Genomic DNA, 16,615 nt, shown 5'->3' with positions numbered 1-16,615 from the left:
TGCTGCAGCTCAGCGGCGGGTCTTGCCGCCGGTGCCGGCGCCCGGTTCGTTCGGCTTGTTGCCGGTACCTGCCCCGGTTCCCGTTCCGGTGCCGCCCGGGCGCGGGCCACCGAAGCCCGTGCCCATGTTGCGCTGGAATTCCTGCCACAGCTCCAGGTTGCGCTCGGTCAGCTGGTTCATCATCGCCCATGGGGTCTGCCCCAGCAGGTTGCCCATCTGCTGGCGGAACTGCTGCTGCTGGTCGAGGAAGACCTGCATGCTGCGCTCCAGGTAATTGCCCATGAAGCCCTGCAGGGAATCGCCGTAGAAGCGGATCAGCTGGCTCAGCAGTTGGGTGGACAGCATCGGTTCGCCGTCCTGTTCCTGGTCGGCGATGATCTGCAGCAGGACCGATCGCGTGAGGTCGTCGCCGCTCTTGGCGTCGCGGACTTCGAAGTCTTCACCGTCCAGGATCAGCTGGCGCACGTCCTCGATGGTGATGTAGCTGGAGATCTCGGTGTCGTAGAGACGGCGGTTCGGATACTTCTTGATGATGCGGGTCGCAGCCATGAAGCGGTACTCGTCACAGTAGACGCGCAGCATGGCGCAGTGCAGCAGCCGTTGCAACCGCCTGAGCCCCCGCCAGGCTTGGCTTTCGGCGGCGATCATGTTGCGCAACAAGGGTTTGCGTGCTGCGCAGCATGACTCCTGGCAGGGGCCGGCGGCGGCTGCCGCGAGGGTCCGCTGCGCGGCTTACCAACCCATATGGTGGCCGCCGTTGATGTCCAGGTTGCTACCGGTGATCCACGAGGCTTCGTCGGCAACCAGGAACGAGACGCCGTAGGCGATTTCCTCCGGCTTGCCGAGGCGTCCGGTGGGGATGTCGGCGATGATCTTGGCACGCACCTCCTCCGGAACCGCCATCACCATGTCGGTGGCGACGTAGCCGGGCGAAATGGTGTTGACGGTGATGCCGAAGCCGGCGTTCTCGCGCGCCAGCGAGATGGTGAAGCCGTGCATGCCGGCCTTGGCCGCCGCGTAGTTGGCCTGGCCATACTGGCCCTTCAGGCCGTTGATCGAGCTGATCTGGATGACCCGGCCCCAGCCGCGCCGGCGCATGCCCTCGATGACCGGGCGGGTGACGTTGAACACCGAATTGAGGTTGGTATTGATCACATCGTGCCACTGGTCCGCGCGCATGCGATGGAACGTGGTGTCGCGGGTGATGCCGGCGTTGTTGACCAGGATCTCGACCGGGCCCAGCTCGGCTTCGACGGCGCGCACCAGCGCTTCGGCGCTGCCCGGATCGGAGACATCGCCCGGGAAGATCGACACGCTGTAGCCGCGTTCGGTCATCGCCTGCTGCCAGGCGCGGGCCTTGGCCTCGTCGCGGTAGTTGGTGGCGACCCGGTGGCCCTGGTCGGCCAGGCGTTGGCAGATGGCGGTACCGATGCCGCCGGTTCCGCCGGTGACCAGTGCGACGCGAGATGTCATGGAGTGCTGTCCGGGTATCAGGTGGGGGAAGGGTGATTCTGCAACATCGGCGCGGAAAGTGCGCCGGCTGGCAACAGGATGTCGCTACGCGGCAGCCGGGCGGGGTCGAAGGCCTGCCGAGCGGTGGCCAGCAACGTGTCCAGATCGTGCGCAGGTTCCAACGCTTCAGGTGCCTGGCCGAGCAGCTGCCAGAGCTGGCGCAGCACGGGCAGCGGGCGCGAACTGTCCACCGGCAGCGCCGCCAGCGACTTGGACAGCTTGTGGCCTGGGGCATCGAGCAGCAGCGGCAGGTGCCAGTAGCGCGGTACCGCCAGCCCCAAGGCCTGCTGCAGCAGGATCTGCCGCGCGGTGGAGTCGAGCAGATCGGCGCCGCGCACCACTTCGGTCACCCCCTGCGCGGCGTCATCGACCACCACCGCCAGCTGGTAGGCCCAGCAGCCATCGGCGCGGCGCAGCACGAAGTCGCCGACCTCGGCATGCACGTCCTGCTGCTGCGGGCCGCGCAGGCCATCGTCGAAGTGCACGATGCTGCCCGGTGGCACGCGGAAACGGACGGCGGGGTCCGGTCGCGGTTGCCGGGCGACGCAGTGATGGTGGATGCCGCCGCTGGCGGCCAGGTCGCCGCGGCTGCAGTGGCAGACAAAGGCCTGGTCGCTGGCGAGCAGTATGTCAAGCGCAGCCTGGTAGGCCTCGCCGCGCGCGCTCTGCCAGAAGATCGGGCCATCGTGGGCCAGACCGAACGCCGTCAGTGCCTGCAGTTGTGACTCGGCGGCACCGGGCACGGTGCGCGGCGGGTCGACGTCTTCGATGCGCAGCCGCCACAGGCCGCCGTGATGGCGCGCGAGCAGCCAGCTGCCGAAGGCGGCGAGCAGGGATCCGGGGTGGAGCAGGCCGGTCGGCGAGGGCGCGAAGCGGCCGCAGGGAACATTGGCGGTCATGCAGGCTGAATCGTCGGTCAGGTTGGCGCTTGAATTCAAGCTGACCACACCGCAAATTGACCGGTATCGACCCCTTCCGAGCCGGATTTTCCCATGTTTACCCGCATTGCCCTGTTCCTGGCGACCAATTTCGCGGTCCTGATCCTCGCCAGCATCGTGATGTCGTTGCTGGGGGTCAATTCGAACCAGATGAGCGGCCTGCTGGTCATGGCCGCGATCTTTGGTTTTGGTGGCTCCCTCATCTCGCTGCTGCTGTCCAAGTGGATGGCCAAGCGCTCCACCGGTGCGGTGGTGATCACCGAGCCGCGCAACCAGACCGAACGCTGGCTGCTGGCCACGGTCGAGCGCCAGGCCAAGGCGGCCGGCATCGGCATGCCGGAGGTGGCGGTGTATGAAGGCCCGGAGATCAACGCCTTCGCCACCGGCGCCAACCGCAACAATGCGCTGGTGGCGGTGTCCACCGGCCTGCTGCACAACATGAGCGAAGATGAAGCCGAAGCGGTGTTGGGCCACGAGATCGCCCACGTCGCCAACGGTGACATGATCACCATGGCGCTGCTGCAGGGCGTGCTGAACACCTTCGTGATCGTGCTGGCCCGCGTGGTCGGCGGCATCATCGACAGCGCGCTGTCGGGCAACCGCGAAGGTGGCGGCCGCGGCTTCGCCTACTACATCATCGTGTTCGTGCTGGAGATGGTGTTCGGCCTGTTCGCCACGATGATCGCGATGTGGTTCTCGCGCCACCGCGAGTTCCGCGCCGATGCGGGTGGTGCCTCGCTGGCCGGTCGTCAGAAGATGATCGCCGCGCTGGAGCGCCTGCAGCTCAACCACGGCCAGAGCACGCTGCCGACCCAGATCGCGGCGTTCGGTATTGCCGGTTCGACGGCGAAGAAGCTGTTCATGAGCCACCCGCCGCTGGAAGAGCGCATTGCCGCGCTGCGGGCTTCGACGGTGGCGTAAGCCTCCGCTTCACGGTAGTGCAGGAACGCCTGGCCTCGCGCCGGGCGTTTTTGTTTGTGCGCCGACGCGTTGGTGACGCCGTCTATGACCCGGCGAGAGTCATTTCCGCGACTGCGGAGGGGTGTCACTTTCTTTGCGCGCAAAGAAAGTAACCAAAGAAACGCTCCGCCAGCCGCGAGCCGACGCGCTGCGCACGCCGGTGCCCTGTGCTCCTCGGTCCGTCGAGGGACGGTGCGGGAACTCGCTGCGCTCAGACACCCGCACCTCTTCGCCCTCGCCGGACCTGCGGTGCTCGGCTCGCTTGAAGGCGGACTGGAAGGTCAAGATCAAGGGCAACAGCATCCACGCACGGATTGGACCTACTGGGTGCAGCTGTGGCATTTGACCTTGGCTCCGCCTTGAGCGAGCCGAGCATCGCAGGGGAATCAGGGGCGAAGAGGCGCCGATGTCTGAGCGAAGCGAGTTCGGCGCCGCCCCCTGATTCGCCGAGAAGCGCAGGGTACCGATGCGCAGCATCGGCTCGCGCCCTGGCGGCGTGTTTCTTTGGTTACTTTCTTTGCACGAGCAAAGAAAGTGACACCCCACCGCGGTCGCGGAAATGATCCCCAGGCATCGCCTGGCGCGCCAATGCGTCGGCGCACGAACGAAAACGGCACCTTCGCAGGTGCCGTCTCCATGAACCGCTTTACACGGAACCTCAGAACTTCGCGTCGAACTCCGCCGCGTAGCCGGTGTTCACCAGCACCTTCTGCAGCGACTCGGCCACCTTCAGGTTGCCGGCCACGATCTGGTGGGTCTCCGGGCCGCGGTTGTCCATGCGGCCCAGGGTCGCGCCCTTGAAGTCGCAGACCTTGCCGCCGGCCTCGCGGACCAGCAGCAGGCCGGCAGCGATGTCCCATGCCTTCACGCCGGCTTCGAAGTAGGCGTCGGCGCGGCCGCAGGCCACGTAGGCCAGGTCCAGTGCCGCCGAACCGGTACGGCGGATGTCCTCGCCGTGCACCAGCAGGGCGTCGACTGCCTTGAGCTGGGCGCTGGCGCGGGAACGCTCGCGCGGGGCGAAGCCGGTGTGGATCATCGTGCCTTCCAGATCCTTGCGGTCGGCCACGCGGATGCGGCGGTCGTTCAGCACGGCACCCGCGCCACGGCTGGCGGTGAACAGTTCATTGCGCAGCGGGTCGAAGATGACCGCATCGGTCGGCTCGCCGTTTTCGACCAGGGCGATCGACACGCAGTAGTGCGGCACGCCGCGCAGGTAGTTGCTGGTGCCGTCCAGCGGGTCGATGACCCACATCTGGCGGCGCTCGCCCTGCACGCCACCTTCTTCACCGAAGATGCCGTAGTCCGGGTAGGCGCGCTTGAGTTCCTTGACGATGACCTTTTCCGCGTCCGCATCCACTTCGCTGGCGTAGTCCATCCGGCCCTTCTGCACCACGTTCAGTGCCTCGAGCTTGTTGATGTTGCGCAACAGGACGTTGCCGGCGAGGCGGGCGGCCTTGACCATGACGGTTACGGCGGGTTTCTGCATGGCGTGGGCTCCCGGAAAGGCAGAAGAGATGGACTGGCGGGGGAAAAGAGCGGGTCCGGCGCAGTGGCCGGCCGCACAGTTTACCATTGCTCATCGTCCAGCTCGACCTTTTCCCTGTTCATGTCCCAGTTTCCCGCCGCCACCCGCCTCCGATTCGTCCTGGTCGGTACCCAGCACCCCGGCAACATGGGGGCCGCCGCCCGTGCCCTGAAGACCATGGGCCTGGCCCGCCTGGTACTGGTCGCTCCCGAAAAGCCGCTGGACGAGGAGGCCTTCCGGCGCTCGGCCGGTGCCGAAGACGTACTGGGGGACGCCCCGGTGGTGGCGACTCTGGCCGAGGGCGTGGCTGACTGCCGCCTGGTGCTGGGCTGCACCGCCCGTGCCCGCCGTGTCCAGCTGGAGGAGTACCTGCCGGCCGATGCCGCCGCCCGCGCGGTGGCCAAGGCCGGCGAGGGTGCCGAGGTGGCGCTGGTGTTCGGCCGTGAGCGCACCGGCCTGACCAACGAGGAACTGCAGCTGTGCCATGCAGCGGTGCACATCCCGTCCGACCCGGAGTTCAGCTCGCTCAACCTGGCTGCTGCCGTGCAGGTGCTGGCCTATGAAACGCGCATGCAGCTGCTGGGTGCGCAGCCTGCAGCCGACGCCGAGCCGGGCTTCCGCGAACAGGCGGCCAGCCACGAGCAGATGGAGAGCTTCTTCGCCCAGCTTGGCGACACGCTGGATGAGATCGATTTCCACAAGGGCCGCGCCCCGGAATCGGCGATGCGCAAGCTGCGCCGCCTGTTCCTGCGCAGCGAACCCAGCGAGCAGGAAGTGCGCCTGTTGCGCGGCATCCTCGCCGACACCCAGCGCATGGCGCGACTGGCACAAGCGGGCAACAAGGACAGCTGACGACGTTCTCATTTTTTCGGGTAGTCTGTCTGGATACCCAGGGGGGATGAAGCCTGTGTCGGGTCTGCGAAAGGCAATGCAGGGGGGACTGCTGAGCCTGGCCATGGTCCTGCTGGCCGGGACGGTGCGTGCAGCACCGGACCCGGTACTGGTGCTGGGCCGGATCAGCGATGATCCCAAGGCGCATTACGAACAGCTGCAGCCCTTGCTGGACTACGTGGTGGCGCGCATGCACGACGTTGGCATCAAGGAGGGGAGGATCCTGATGGCACGCGACCCGCAGCAGATGGCCAGCTATCTGCGGCGGGGCAGGGTCGACTGGGTCACCGAAACCTCGGGTACGGCGGTGGCGCTGGGCCAGCGCAGTGGCGCCCGCCCACTGCTGCTGACCGAGCGCAACGGCGTGCGTGATTACCAGACGGTGTTCTTCGTGCGCCGCGACAGCCCGATCCAGCGCGTACAGGATCTGCGGGGCCATCGCCTGGCCCTGCAGAACACGGCGTCCACCAGTGCCTATCTGGTGCCGGTGATGACGTTGCTGCAGGAGGGCCTGTCGCCGCAGATCCTGGCCGGTGCATGGGACATGCCGGGCCGGGACAGTGTGGGTTACGTATTTGCACGCAGCGAGCTGAACATCGCGACGTTCGTGCACAAGGGGGTGGTTGACGTGGGAGCGGTGAGCAGCGTGGACTGGAATGACGAGCGGCGGATGCCGGCAGCGTTCCGGCGCGACTTCCGCGAGCTGCTGCGCACCGAACCCTACCCGCGTGCGGTGGAGATGGTCCGCGCCGACTTGGATCCACGCGTGCGCGATCGCCTGCAGGAAGTGCTGCTGCAGGCAGCCAGCGACCCGCAGGCGCAGGGGGCGCTGCATCGGTTTTTTGGCACTTCCGGGTTCCACCGCGTCGATGCGCATGCGCAGCAGCGGTTGGATGAATTGAAACAAGGATTGACGCGCGTGCGGATGGAAGTGGAATGAAGTGGCTTGGCTCGGGGATGCAGGCCCGGTTCCTGCTCGCGATGGGCGGGGCGATGGTCGTGGTGATCGCGATCCTTGCGGTGTTGTTGGGGCGGCAGACGGCGATGCAGAGCGAGGTGCGCAACCTCAGCGGCGGCGTCATCCATGAACTGTTCGACCGCAGCGTGCGCAGCCGCGGCGAGGCGATGGCGCGTGAGTTGTCCGACGCCCTGGCCAACCCGTTGTACTACCGCGATCTGGACCAGGTCGGCGTACTGGTACGCAGTACCGCGCGCCAGCCCGTGGTGCGCTATGTACTGGTGTTCGACGAACGCGGCCGGCTGGTACACGACGGCTCGGTCGAGGTGTCCGGATTCGGCCAGCCGATGGCCGATCCCCTGGCACCCAAGGCTGCAGCCGCGCAGATGCTGGTCGTGCAGGAATCGCCGAAGGTGCTCGACAACACCATGCCGATCATGATCGGCAACCAGCGCATTGGCGGCGTCCGGGTCGGCATGGCGCTGGATGAGGTGCAGCAGCGCGAGCAGGCGGCCAACGCCACCCTGGGCGAGCGCCTGCAGCAGGTCGGCAGCCGTCATCTGGGCTGGCTGCTGCTGATGCTGGGCCTGCTGGTGGTGATCGGCGTGGTGGTGATCCTGTACGTGCAGCGCACCCTGGTCGCGCCGATCCGTGATCTTGCCGTCGCCGCCCGTCGCATCGAGGCCGGCGACTACCAGACGCCCCTGGCCGAGAACACCCGCGACGACGAGGTCGGCGAACTGGTACGTGGTTTCGCCCGGATGCGCGATGCGATCGCCCGCCATGACCGCGAAGTGCGGCGCATGGCCTATACCGACGCGCTGACCGGGCTGACCAACCGGCTGGCATTCCGCGAGGCGCTTGATCATCGGTTGATGGCCGCCCGTGCTGCCAATCACCGGTTGGGCCTGCTGTTCGCCGATATCGACGACTTCAAGCGGGTCAATGACACCCTTGGCCACGAGGCCGGCGATGAGGCATTGCTGCAGTTCGCCCAGCGCATCGGCCGCGCGGTCACCGAGGCCGGGGGCGATGAAACCCTGCTGGCGCGCTTCGGCGGAGACGAGTTCGTGATCCTGGTGGGCGACGGTGATGTGGCCGCCAACGCGCGGCTGCTGGCCGAAGTGCTGGTGCGCGAGCTGGGCAAGCCGCTGGTGGTGCAGGGCAGGGAACTGTTCCTGGGCACCTCGATCGGCGTGACCCTGTTCCCCGACGATGCAGCCGATGCGACCACCCTGCTGAAGAACGGCGACATCGCCATGTACCAGGCGAAGATGGCCGGCAAGAACTGCTATCGCTATTACAGCCGGGCGATGGACCATGCGGTCGAGCGTCGCGTGCATATGGAACAGGAGCTGCGCGGTGCCTGGGAGCGCGGCGAACTGCGCCTGGCCTACCAGCCGATCTTCCGCATGCGCGACCGCCGGATGGTCGGCGTTGAAGTACTGTTGCGCTGGCAGCACCCGACCCTGGGCACGATTCCGCCCTCGGTGTTCATCGAGGTAGCCGAGCAGAGCGGGCTGATCGAGATCATCGGCCCGAAGGTCCTGCGTGCGGCCTGCATGGAGGCCTCGCAATGGCCGCGCGGGGCGGCCGGGGACGACCTGTTCGTGTCGGTCAACGTGTCGCCAAGGCAGTTGCGCGGCGGTGAGCTGCCGGCACTGGTCGCGCAGTGCCTGCATGAGTCCGGGCTGCCGGCGTCGCGCCTGCATCTGGAGCTGACCGAAACCGCCGTGATCGGCGACGAGATGGTTGCCGCGCAGCTGCTGGACAAGCTGCACCGCACCGGCGTGAAGGTCTGGCTGGATGATTTCGGGACCGGCTTCTCCGGGCTCAGTCATCTGCGCCAGGTACCCGTGGACGGCGTGAAGATCGACAAGAGTTTCGTGGCCGACATGCAGCGTGACCCCGATGACCTCGCGCTGACCACGGCGATCATTGCCATGGCCCACGCGCTGGGCATCACCGTAGTGGCCGAAGGCATCGAGCAGCAGGCGCAGTTCGAGCTGCTGGCGCAGCGCGGCTGCGACCTTGGCCAGGGCTATTGGCTGAGCCACCCGGTGACCGCCACCGAAGTGGTGCGGATGATCGAATCGGGCATCTGACCGACACAAAAAAGGGACGGAGGGCATGAAGTCGCTTATGCATTTGCGACTTCATCCCCTCCGTCCGTTTTTTGGGGCTACACCGGGCGCTTGCTCGGATCGCCGGGCAGTTCGCGCACCAGCTTGGGGATCAGGTAGCCGGACAGGCGTGCGGTCAGGCCTGCAATCAGTGCCTTGGCCTGGGCATCGTCCACTTCGAAATGGGCCACGCCCTCGACCCGGTCCAGCTGGTGCAGGTAGTAGGGCAGCACGCCGGCGGCGAAGCTGCGCTCGCTCAGGTCCTGCAGGGCCTGCACGCTGTCGTTGACCCCGCGCAGCAACACCGCCTGGTTCAGCAGCTGGGCGCCGATGCCGCGCAGGCGGACCATCGCCGCGTCCACGCTGGCATCGAATTCATTGGCATGATTGGCGTGGACCACGATCGCCAGCGGCCACGGCAGGCTGCCCAGCCAGGAGACCAGTTCATCGTCCACGCGCTCCGGCAGCACGATCGGCAGCCGGGTATGGATGCGCAGGCGGCGGATATGCGGGATCGCGCGCAGGGCGTCGGTCAGCTCGGCCAGCTTGTGCGTGGCCAGCGACAGCGGGTCACCGCCGGACAGGATCACCTCGTCGATGTCCGGGTCGGCGGCGATGGCGGCTACGGCCTCCTGCCAGCCACCCTTGGCGGCGTTCTCCGCCCCATAGTCGAAGTGGCGGCGGAAGCAGTAGCGGCAGTTGATCGCGCAGCTGCCGGTGGCGACCAGCAGGGCACGGCCACGGTACTTCTGGATGACGCCGGTGGCCTTCTTGGCGGCACCGTCGCCCACCGCATCGAAGCTGAACCCGGGCACCGGGCGCATTTCCTCGTCGATCGGCAGCACCTGGCGCAGCAGCGGGTCGGCCGCATCGCCAGGGCGCATGCGGGCCACGAAGCCTTCCGGCACGCGTAGCGCGAACTGGGCCATGGCCGCCTCCGAGACGCCCAGCGCGGCCGGGTCCAGCTGCAGCCGGGCCAGCAGCGCGTGCGGGTCGCGCACCGCCTGGCGCCAGAGCTGCTGCCAGCGCGCGGGCGCAGCTGGCGACTGGGGCCGTGGGAAGGCGGAAAGCTGCATGGAGAGGGGGCCTGCGGTTATCATGGGGGCAGAAAAACAGTCGCCCACCGGCATCCGGTGGGCTTTCCATTCTAACGGCTCGCCGCACCCGCGGCGTTTTTGCCACTCAGGAGTTTACGCATGGCCAGCTACGGCATGAACGACGTCAAGAACGGGATGAAGATCCTGGTCAACAACCAACCGGCCGTCATCATCGACACCGAATACGTCAAGCCGGGCAAGGGCCAGGCCTTCACCCGCGTGAAGTACCGCCTGATCAAGGACGGCCGTACCCAGGAAGTGACCATGAAGTCGACCGACTCGCTGGATGCAGCCGACGTCGTCGATACCGACATGAACTTCATGTACAGCGACGGCGAGTACTGGCACTTCATGGACCCGGAATCCTTCGAGCAGGTCCAGGCCACCAAGGCCGGCATGGGCGGCGCCGAGAAGTGGCTGAAGGGCGAAGAGTCCTGCGTGGTCACCCTGTGGAATGGTGAGCCGATCTTCGTGCAGCCGCCGAACTTCGTTGAACTGAAGATCACTGAAACCGATCCGGGCGTCCGTGGCGACACCTCGGGCGGCGGCGGCAAGCCGGCCACCTTGGAAACCGGCGCCGTGGTCCGCGTGCCGCTGTTCGTCAACCAGGACGAAGTGATCCGCGTCGATACCCGTTCGGGCGAGTACTCCGCACGCGTCAAGTAAGGTTCCGGCCGCAGGTCGACCAGACTGTAGAGCCGAGCCCGTGCTCGGCTTTCCGGGCATCGCCCGGACCCGTTGCTGGCGCCCATGGCGCCGCAGCGGACAGCCGCCGGGCATGGCCCGGCGCTACCGCCTCCCGCCAGGCCCTTCTCCAATAGCCAGTGAGCCCGCATGAGCGATAGCCCGCACCTCCCCGAAGCCTGCGACCTGCTCATCGAAGCCGGTTACGTCGTTCCGATCGAGCCGCATGCGGTAGTGCTGGAAGACCACGCCGTCGCCGTGCGTGGCAGCGAGATCATCGCGATCCTGCCGCGTGCCGAGGCGCGTGCGCGTTTCCGCGCCGCACAGGTGGTCAGCCGCCCCGAGGCCGCGCTGATGCCGGGCCTGGTCAACGCGCACACGCACAACCCGATGACCCTGCTGCGCGGCGTCGCCGACGACCTGCCGCTGATGACCTGGCTGCAGCAACACATCTGGCCGGTGGAAGCGGCGGTGATCGGCCCGGAATTCGTGGCTGACGGCACCACCCTGGCCATCGCCGAGATGCTGCGCGGTGGCACCACCTGCGCCAACGAGAACTACTTCTTCGGCGACGTTCAGGCCGCGGTCTACAAGAAGCACGGTTTCCGCGCGCTGGTTGGCGCGGTCATCATCGATTTCCCCACCGCCTGGGCCAAGACCGACGACGAGTACTTCGCCAAGGCCGGTGAACTGCATGACCAGTGGCGCACCGATCCGCTGATCGGCACCGCGTTCGCGCCGCATGCGCCGTACACCGTCAACGATGCCAACTTCGAGCGGGTGCGGATGCTGTCCGACCAGCTCGACATGCAGGTGCACCTGCACACCCACGAGACCGCGCAGGAAATCAACGATTCGATCAAGCTGCACGGCCAGCGCCCGCTGGCGCGGCTGGATCGGCTCGGGCTGGTCAACGACCGCCTGATCGCGGTGCACATGACCCAGCTGACCGACGCAGAAATTCACCTGTGCGCCGAACGTGGCGTCAGCGTGGTGCACTGCCCGGAATCGAACCTGAAGCTGGCCTCCGGTTTCTGCCCGGCCTGCGCCCTGCAGCGCGCCGGCGTGAACCTGGCGATCGGCACTGATGGCTGCGCCAGCAACAATGACCTGGACATGTTCAGCGAGAACCGCACCGCGGCGATCCTGGCCAAGGCCGTGGCCGATGACGCAACCGCGCTGGACGCGGCCACCACGCTGCGCGCCTCCACCCTGGGCGGCGCCCGCGCGCTGGGCTTCGGCGACCGCATCGGTTCGATCGAAGTCGGCAAGCAGGCCGACCTGGTCTGCGTCGACCTGTCGGCGCTGGAAACCCAGCCGCTGCACAACGTGCTGTCGCAGCTGGTGTACGCCACCGGCCGCCAGCAGGTCAGCGACGTCTGGATCGCCGGCAAGCCGAAGCTGGTGCAGCGCGAGCTGGTCGGCATGGACCTGCCGGGCATCATCGCCAACGCGCGCCAGTGGCGCGAGCGCATCCGTCATATCCGCGCCTGATCCCTGGCGCCGCAAGGACCCCTCATGACTGCCCCCCACGCTTCCTCCAATTTCGATCAGGCCGAGCTGGACAAGTTCGCCGCGCTGGCCAACCGCTGGTGGGACGCTGACGGCCCGCAGAAGCCGCTGCACGCACTGAATCCGGTACGCCTGAAGTACGTGGCCGACCGCGTGCCGCTGCGCGGCACACGCGTGCTCGACATCGGTTGCGGTGGCGGCCTGTTGAGCGAAGCGCTGGCCCAGGCCGGTGCGGACGTCACCGCCATCGACCTGGCCCCGGAGCTGGTCAAGGTCGCGCGCCTGCATGCGCTGGAAAGCGGTGCGAAGGTCGACTACCGGGTGCAGGCCGCCGAGGATCTGGCCGCCGAGCAGCCGGGCAGCTTCGATGTGGTCACCTGCATGGAAATGCTGGAGCACGTGCCGGACCCGGGCGCGATCATCGAGGCCTGCAAGCGCCTGCTGAAGCCGGGCGGCCACCTGTTCCTGTCGACCATCAACCGCACCGCTGCCGCCTTCGCGGTGGCGATTGTCGGCGCCGAATACGTGGCTCGGCTGCTGCCCAAGGGCACCCACCACTACCAGGAATTCATCAAGCCGGCCGAGCTGGCACGCTGGCTGCGCGAGGCCGACATGCAGCTGGTGGATGTCAGCGGCATGGCCTACGAGCCGTGGCGCAACCATGCCCGCCTGAGCAGCCGCACCGACATCAACTACCTCGCCTACGCGGTCAAGCCGGCATGACCTCTGCCCGCTTCCCGCGCGCGGTGCTGTTCGATCTGGACGGCACCCTGCTGGACAGCGCGCCGGACTTCGTCGCCACGTGTGATGCGATGCTGGCCGAGCGTGGCCGTGCGCCGATCGATCCGGCACTGCTGCGCCCGGTGGTGTCCAAGGGCTCGCGCGCGATGGTCTCGGCAGCCTTCCCCGAACTGGACACGGCGGCGCGTGATGCGCTGATTCCGGAGTTCCTGCAGCGCTACGGGGCGTTGATCGGCCAGCATGCGGTGCTGTTCGATGGCGTGGCCGGCATGCTTGCTGCACTGGATGCCGCCGGTACGGTGTGGGGCATCGTCACCAACAAGCCCGAGTACCTGGCGCGCCTGATCCTGCCGCAGCACGGCTGGCAGCAGCGCTGTGCGGTGCTGGTGGGTGGTGACAGCCTGGCCGAGCGCAAGCCGCATCCGCTGCCGCTGCTGCACGCGGCGCAGGCGATCGCCGTTGCCGCCGAAGACTGCGTGTACGTAGGCGACGACGAGCGCGACATCATCGCCGCGCGTGCCGCGGCCATGCCGTCGGTGGCGGCACTGTGGGGCTATCGCCTGCACAGCGACGACCCGCTGGCCTGGCAGGCCGACGTGCTGGTCGAGAACGCCGGACTTCTGCAACTGGCCAGTCTCTGGCCGACCCGGCCGGCAGCCCCGGCCCAGCCGTAAGGAATGACGTAGTGAGCAGTACCGCGCTGGACAGTTTCCTCGACAAGTGGCGCAGCCGTTGGCCGGAATGGTCGGTGGCCGCCCCGTTCGTGGCCGAATCGCAACGCGAGCTTGCGGTGGCGTGGTTCGCGCTGCTGCAGGAATTCGACGACATGCTCAACACCGGCGGCGATCCGTTGCCGGCCGACGCCAAGCTGGCGTGGTGGGGCGAGGAGCTGCGCAGCTGGGCTGCGCACAGGTCGCGCCACCCGTTGGGTCGCTTGCTGGAACCGGTGCGTGCGCCGTGGGCGCAGCTGGCCGAAGCGCTGCCCGATCTGGTTGAAGCGCGCTCGGTCGCGCTGGATGCGGCCGGTGCCGAGCGTGCGCTGGCCAATTACGCCGACGCGGTTGCCGCGGTGGAAGCGGCGCTGTTCAACGACAAGCCGCGCACCGGCGCTGGTCGTGCGGTGCAGCTGCAGACCCTTGCCCAGCGCCTGCAGGATGCCGGCGTCGCCGGTGTACCGCGCAGCCTGCTGGATGGGGATTCCAGCACGGCCGCGCAGCGCTGGGCGCAGTACCTGCTGAAGGGGTGGGGCAGCCGCGTACCCGGGCCGCGCCCGCGCCGCGTGTGGTCCAGCCTGGCGCGCGCCCGCGTGGCGGCGCAGGCCGCAGGCAAGCCGATCGAAGCCACCCCGGTGCGCACCCTGCTGCGCGTGTGGTGGGCTGCCCGCGGTTGATCGATTCTGGTGGGTGCGGACCTTGGTCCGCACGCTCCATGAGGTTGTGCCGACCAAGGTCGGCACCTACCACAGCGCGTTGCGCGCGTTATTTACGTTCCAGCACCAGCAACGGGTCGATGCGGGTATCGAACCAGTTCATGCCCCAGTGCAGGTGCGGGCCGGTGGCGCGACCGGTGGCGCCGACCGCGGCGATCACCTGGCCCTGTTCCACCCGGTCGCCGACCTTCACGTCGATGCGCGACAGGTGAAGGAAGTTGGAGCTGACCCCGAAGCCGTGGTCGAGCAGCAGCGTGCCACCGGTCAGGTACAGGTCCGGGCCGGCGAAGGTGACGATGCCGGCGGCCGGTGCCTTCACCGGGGTGCCGGTCGGCACCGCGATGTCCATGCCGGAATGACCGGCACCAGGTTGACCGTTGTAGACACGCGCATTGCCGAAGCGGCCACTGATGCGGCCCTGCACCGGCCAGATGAAGGTCTGGGTGAAATCAGTGCGGTCGTCATCGCGGGCACGTGCCGCGGTCACCTGCGCCTGTTCGCGCTTGATCCGCTCGGCAATCGCCGGCGGCGGGTTCACCGTTTTCGGCGGCACGCCGTTGACCCGCTCGGTGGGCCAGTCGCGCGGCGTCACCGCAATGGTCGCCGTCTCGCTGCCACCATCGGGGCGCTGTACCTGCACGCGCAACGGGCCCTTCTCGTCGCGACCGATGCCGAACACCACACTGCCATAGCCGCTCACCCGCAGTTGGCGGCCGGCGTACTGCACGCGGCTGCCGGCGGGCACCTTGCCGATCACCAGCGCGCCCTGCGACGCGCTGGCCGGAAACACCACGCGACTGTCGATCAGGCTGCCGATGCCATCCTGCGCCTGCGCCGCCGGTGCGGTGAACAGGGGCGCGGCCAGCAGCAGCGCCCCGAACAGGAATACCTTGCGCATCAGCGGTCGTAGGTCATGCGCTGGCCGGCCGGTTCACCCACCAGTTTGCTGCCGTCCCACACCAATTGGCCGTTGACCCAGGTCGAGGCCACGCGCGAACGGAAGGTGGTGCCTTCGAACGGCGACCAGCCGCACTTGGACAGCACGTCCTCGCGCTTGACGGTGAATGGCACGTCTTCCACCAGCACCAGGTCGGCGAAGTAGCCTTCGCGCAGGAAGCCGCGTTCTTCCACGTCGAACAGCTGTGCCGGTGCGTGTGCGAATTTCTGCACCACCTGCTCGCGGGTCAGCTTCCCTTCGTGCACGCGCTCCAGCGCGGCCACCAGCGCGTACTGCACCAGCGGCAGGCCCGACGGCGCCTGCGCGTAGGGCTTCTGCTTCTCTTCCCAGGTGTGCGGGGCGTGGTCGGTGGCCAGCACGTCCAGCACGTCGTCGGCCAGCGCAGCGGTGATTGCTTCGCGGTCGGACACTTCCTTGATCGCCGGGTTGCACTTGATCAGGTTGCCCTTGGTCGCATAGTCCGGGCGCGCGAAGTGCAGGAAGTGCACGCAGGTTTCGGCAGTGATCTGCTTGCGGCTGCCGTCGGCGCGGATCAGTGGACCCTTTTCGAACAGCGCCAGCTCGTCGGCGGTGGAGATGTGCAGTACATGCAGGCGGGTGCCGTGCTTGCGCGCCAGCGACATCGCCAGGCGGGTCGACTTGATGCAGGCCTCGCGCGAACGGATATCCGGATGCATGTCCGGGGTCAGCTCGTCGCCGTACTTTTCCTGGAAGGCCTTCAGGTTGGCATCGATCATCGGCGTGTCTTCGCAGTGCGTGATGATCGGGGTCGGGCATTCGCGGAAGATCGCATCCAGCGTTTCCGGGTTGTCCACCAGCATGTTGCCGGTGGAGGCGCCCATGAACACCTTCACGCCCGGGGCCTTCTTCGGGTCCAGCGCACGGATCGCGTCCAGGTTGTCATTGCTGGCGCCATGGTAGAAGCCGTAGTTGGCCCAGGCGCGGCCGCGCGCGAGTTCGTACTTGGCTTCCAGGATGGTCGAATCCAGCGTCGGCGGGTTGGTGTTGGGCATGTCCATGAAGCTGGTCAGGCCACCGGCCACGGCCGCCGCCGATTCGCTGGCGATGTCGCCCTTGTGGGTCAGGCCCGGTTCGCGGAAGTGCACCTGGTCATCGATCATGCCGGGAAGCAACCAGCGTCCGGCCGCGTCCACCACCTGCTCGCCGTCGCGCGGCGCCAGCCCATTGCCGATCTGCGCGATGCGGCCGTTCTCGATGCGCAGGTCGCCGTCGAAGGTGCGGCCTTCGTTGACCATCCGGGCGTTGGTGATGAGGGTGGAGGACATG

General features: G+C 67.5%; 16 protein-coding genes. 9 read left to right on the top strand and 7 right to left on the bottom strand.

The genetic code is table 11. The features are described 5' to 3' along the window. Nucleotides 1-9 precede the first annotated feature (9 nt). The 3 genes from phaR to gluQRS all read right to left on the bottom strand — a co-directional run bounded on the left by phaR (nucleotide 10) and on the right by gluQRS (nucleotide 2,411). The gene (phaR, locus tag M1L61_RS15345; protein WP_010486594.1) at nucleotides 10-549 is read right to left on the bottom strand and encodes a polyhydroxyalkanoate synthesis repressor PhaR; all 540 of its coding nucleotides are present in this window, start codon (nucleotides 547-549) and stop codon (nucleotides 10-12) included. Nucleotides 550-732: 183 nt separating this feature from the next. After that, a complete protein-coding gene (phbB, locus tag M1L61_RS15340; protein WP_049437412.1) occupies nucleotides 733-1,473 on the bottom strand; it encodes an acetoacetyl-CoA reductase in 741 nt (246 codons plus the stop codon). 17 nt (nucleotides 1,474-1,490) lie between these two features. Continuing rightward, nucleotides 1,491-2,411: a tRNA glutamyl-Q(34) synthetase GluQRS gene (gene gluQRS, locus M1L61_RS15335; protein ID WP_248853741.1), complete on the bottom strand. Its 921-nt coding sequence runs from the start codon at nucleotides 2,409-2,411 to the stop codon at nucleotides 1,491-1,493. Nucleotides 2,412-2,504: 93 nt separating this feature from the next. Here gluQRS and htpX point away from each other — a divergent pair, with 93 nt between their 5' ends. Beyond that, nucleotides 2,505-3,371, top strand: coding sequence for a protease HtpX (htpX, locus tag M1L61_RS15330; protein ID WP_097049004.1), 867 nt, complete (start codon nucleotides 2,505-2,507; stop codon nucleotides 3,369-3,371). 697 nt (nucleotides 3,372-4,068) lie between these two features. Here htpX and M1L61_RS15325 read toward each other — a convergent pair. Continuing rightward, a complete protein-coding gene (locus M1L61_RS15325; protein WP_005417749.1) occupies nucleotides 4,069-4,896 on the bottom strand; it encodes an inositol monophosphatase family protein in 828 nt (275 codons plus the stop codon). Nucleotides 4,897-5,016: 120 nt separating this feature from the next. On the opposite strand from M1L61_RS15325, the gene M1L61_RS15320 reads away from it, so the two are divergent. The 3 genes from M1L61_RS15320 (at nucleotide 5,017) to M1L61_RS15310 (ending at nucleotide 8,889) form a co-directional block, all read left to right on the top strand. Continuing rightward, a complete protein-coding gene (locus tag M1L61_RS15320) occupies nucleotides 5,017-5,787 on the top strand; it encodes an RNA methyltransferase (protein WP_248853740.1) in 771 nt (256 codons plus the stop codon). 103 nt (nucleotides 5,788-5,890) lie between these two features. Further along, entirely contained in the window at nucleotides 5,891-6,766 is an 876-nt protein-coding gene (locus tag M1L61_RS15315) for a phosphate/phosphite/phosphonate ABC transporter substrate-binding protein (RefSeq protein WP_227200124.1), read from the top strand. After that, nucleotides 6,763-8,889, top strand: coding sequence for an EAL domain-containing protein (locus M1L61_RS15310; protein ID WP_049482288.1), 2,127 nt, complete (start codon nucleotides 6,763-6,765; stop codon nucleotides 8,887-8,889). The genes M1L61_RS15315 and M1L61_RS15310 overlap by 4 nt, the downstream gene beginning before the upstream one ends. A 77-nt stretch (nucleotides 8,890-8,966) precedes the next feature. Here M1L61_RS15310 and epmB read toward each other — a convergent pair whose 3' ends face one another. Continuing rightward, on the bottom strand, nucleotides 8,967-9,983 hold the full coding sequence (gene epmB, locus M1L61_RS15305) for an EF-P beta-lysylation protein EpmB (RefSeq protein ID WP_248853739.1): 1,017 nt from the start codon (nucleotides 9,981-9,983) through the stop codon (nucleotides 8,967-8,969). A 120-nt stretch (nucleotides 9,984-10,103) separates the two neighbouring features. On the opposite strand from epmB, the gene efp reads away from it, so the two are divergent. From efp to M1L61_RS15280, 5 genes are all read left to right on the top strand, one after another. Continuing rightward, on the top strand, nucleotides 10,104-10,670 hold the full coding sequence (gene efp / locus M1L61_RS15300) for an elongation factor P (RefSeq protein WP_005410381.1): 567 nt from the start codon (nucleotides 10,104-10,106) through the stop codon (nucleotides 10,668-10,670). A 168-nt stretch (nucleotides 10,671-10,838) separates the two neighbouring features. Next, nucleotides 10,839-12,182 carry a TRZ/ATZ family hydrolase gene (locus tag M1L61_RS15295; RefSeq protein ID WP_248853738.1) on the top strand — a complete coding sequence of 448 codons (1,344 nt, stop codon included), beginning with the start codon at nucleotides 10,839-10,841 and terminating at the stop codon, nucleotides 12,180-12,182. A gap of 24 nt (nucleotides 12,183-12,206) precedes the next feature. Continuing rightward, entirely contained in the window at nucleotides 12,207-12,923 is a 717-nt protein-coding gene (ubiG, locus tag M1L61_RS15290) for a bifunctional 2-polyprenyl-6-hydroxyphenol methylase/3-demethylubiquinol 3-O-methyltransferase UbiG (RefSeq protein WP_248853737.1), read from the top strand. Beyond that, entirely contained in the window at nucleotides 12,920-13,615 is a 696-nt protein-coding gene (locus tag M1L61_RS15285) for a phosphoglycolate phosphatase (RefSeq protein WP_248853736.1), read from the top strand. Before ubiG ends, M1L61_RS15285 begins: the two co-directional genes overlap by 4 nt. A gap of 11 nt (nucleotides 13,616-13,626) precedes the next feature. Beyond that, on the top strand, nucleotides 13,627-14,331 hold the full coding sequence (locus M1L61_RS15280) for a squalene/phytoene synthase family protein (protein ID WP_248853735.1): 705 nt from the start codon (nucleotides 13,627-13,629) through the stop codon (nucleotides 14,329-14,331). 88 nt (nucleotides 14,332-14,419) lie between these two features. On the opposite strand, the gene M1L61_RS15275 is transcribed toward M1L61_RS15280, so the two are convergent. Together M1L61_RS15275 and M1L61_RS15270 are read right to left on the bottom strand one after the other, a co-directional pair. Further along, nucleotides 14,420-15,268: a M23 family metallopeptidase gene (locus M1L61_RS15275; protein ID WP_010486622.1), complete on the bottom strand. Its 849-nt coding sequence runs from the start codon at nucleotides 15,266-15,268 to the stop codon at nucleotides 14,420-14,422. Beyond that, on the bottom strand, nucleotides 15,268-16,614 hold the full coding sequence (locus tag M1L61_RS15270; RefSeq protein ID WP_043400926.1) for a dihydroorotase: 1,347 nt from the start codon (nucleotides 16,612-16,614) through the stop codon (nucleotides 15,268-15,270). Before M1L61_RS15270 ends, M1L61_RS15275 begins: the two co-directional genes overlap by 1 nt. Nucleotide 16,615: the final 1 nt, after the last annotated feature.

The organism is Stenotrophomonas sp. NY11291 (assembly GCF_023277365.1).
GTDB classification, from domain to species: domain Bacteria; phylum Pseudomonadota; class Gammaproteobacteria; order Xanthomonadales; family Xanthomonadaceae; genus Stenotrophomonas; species Stenotrophomonas geniculata.
This window is presented reverse-complemented; position numbering and strand designations above follow the sequence as displayed.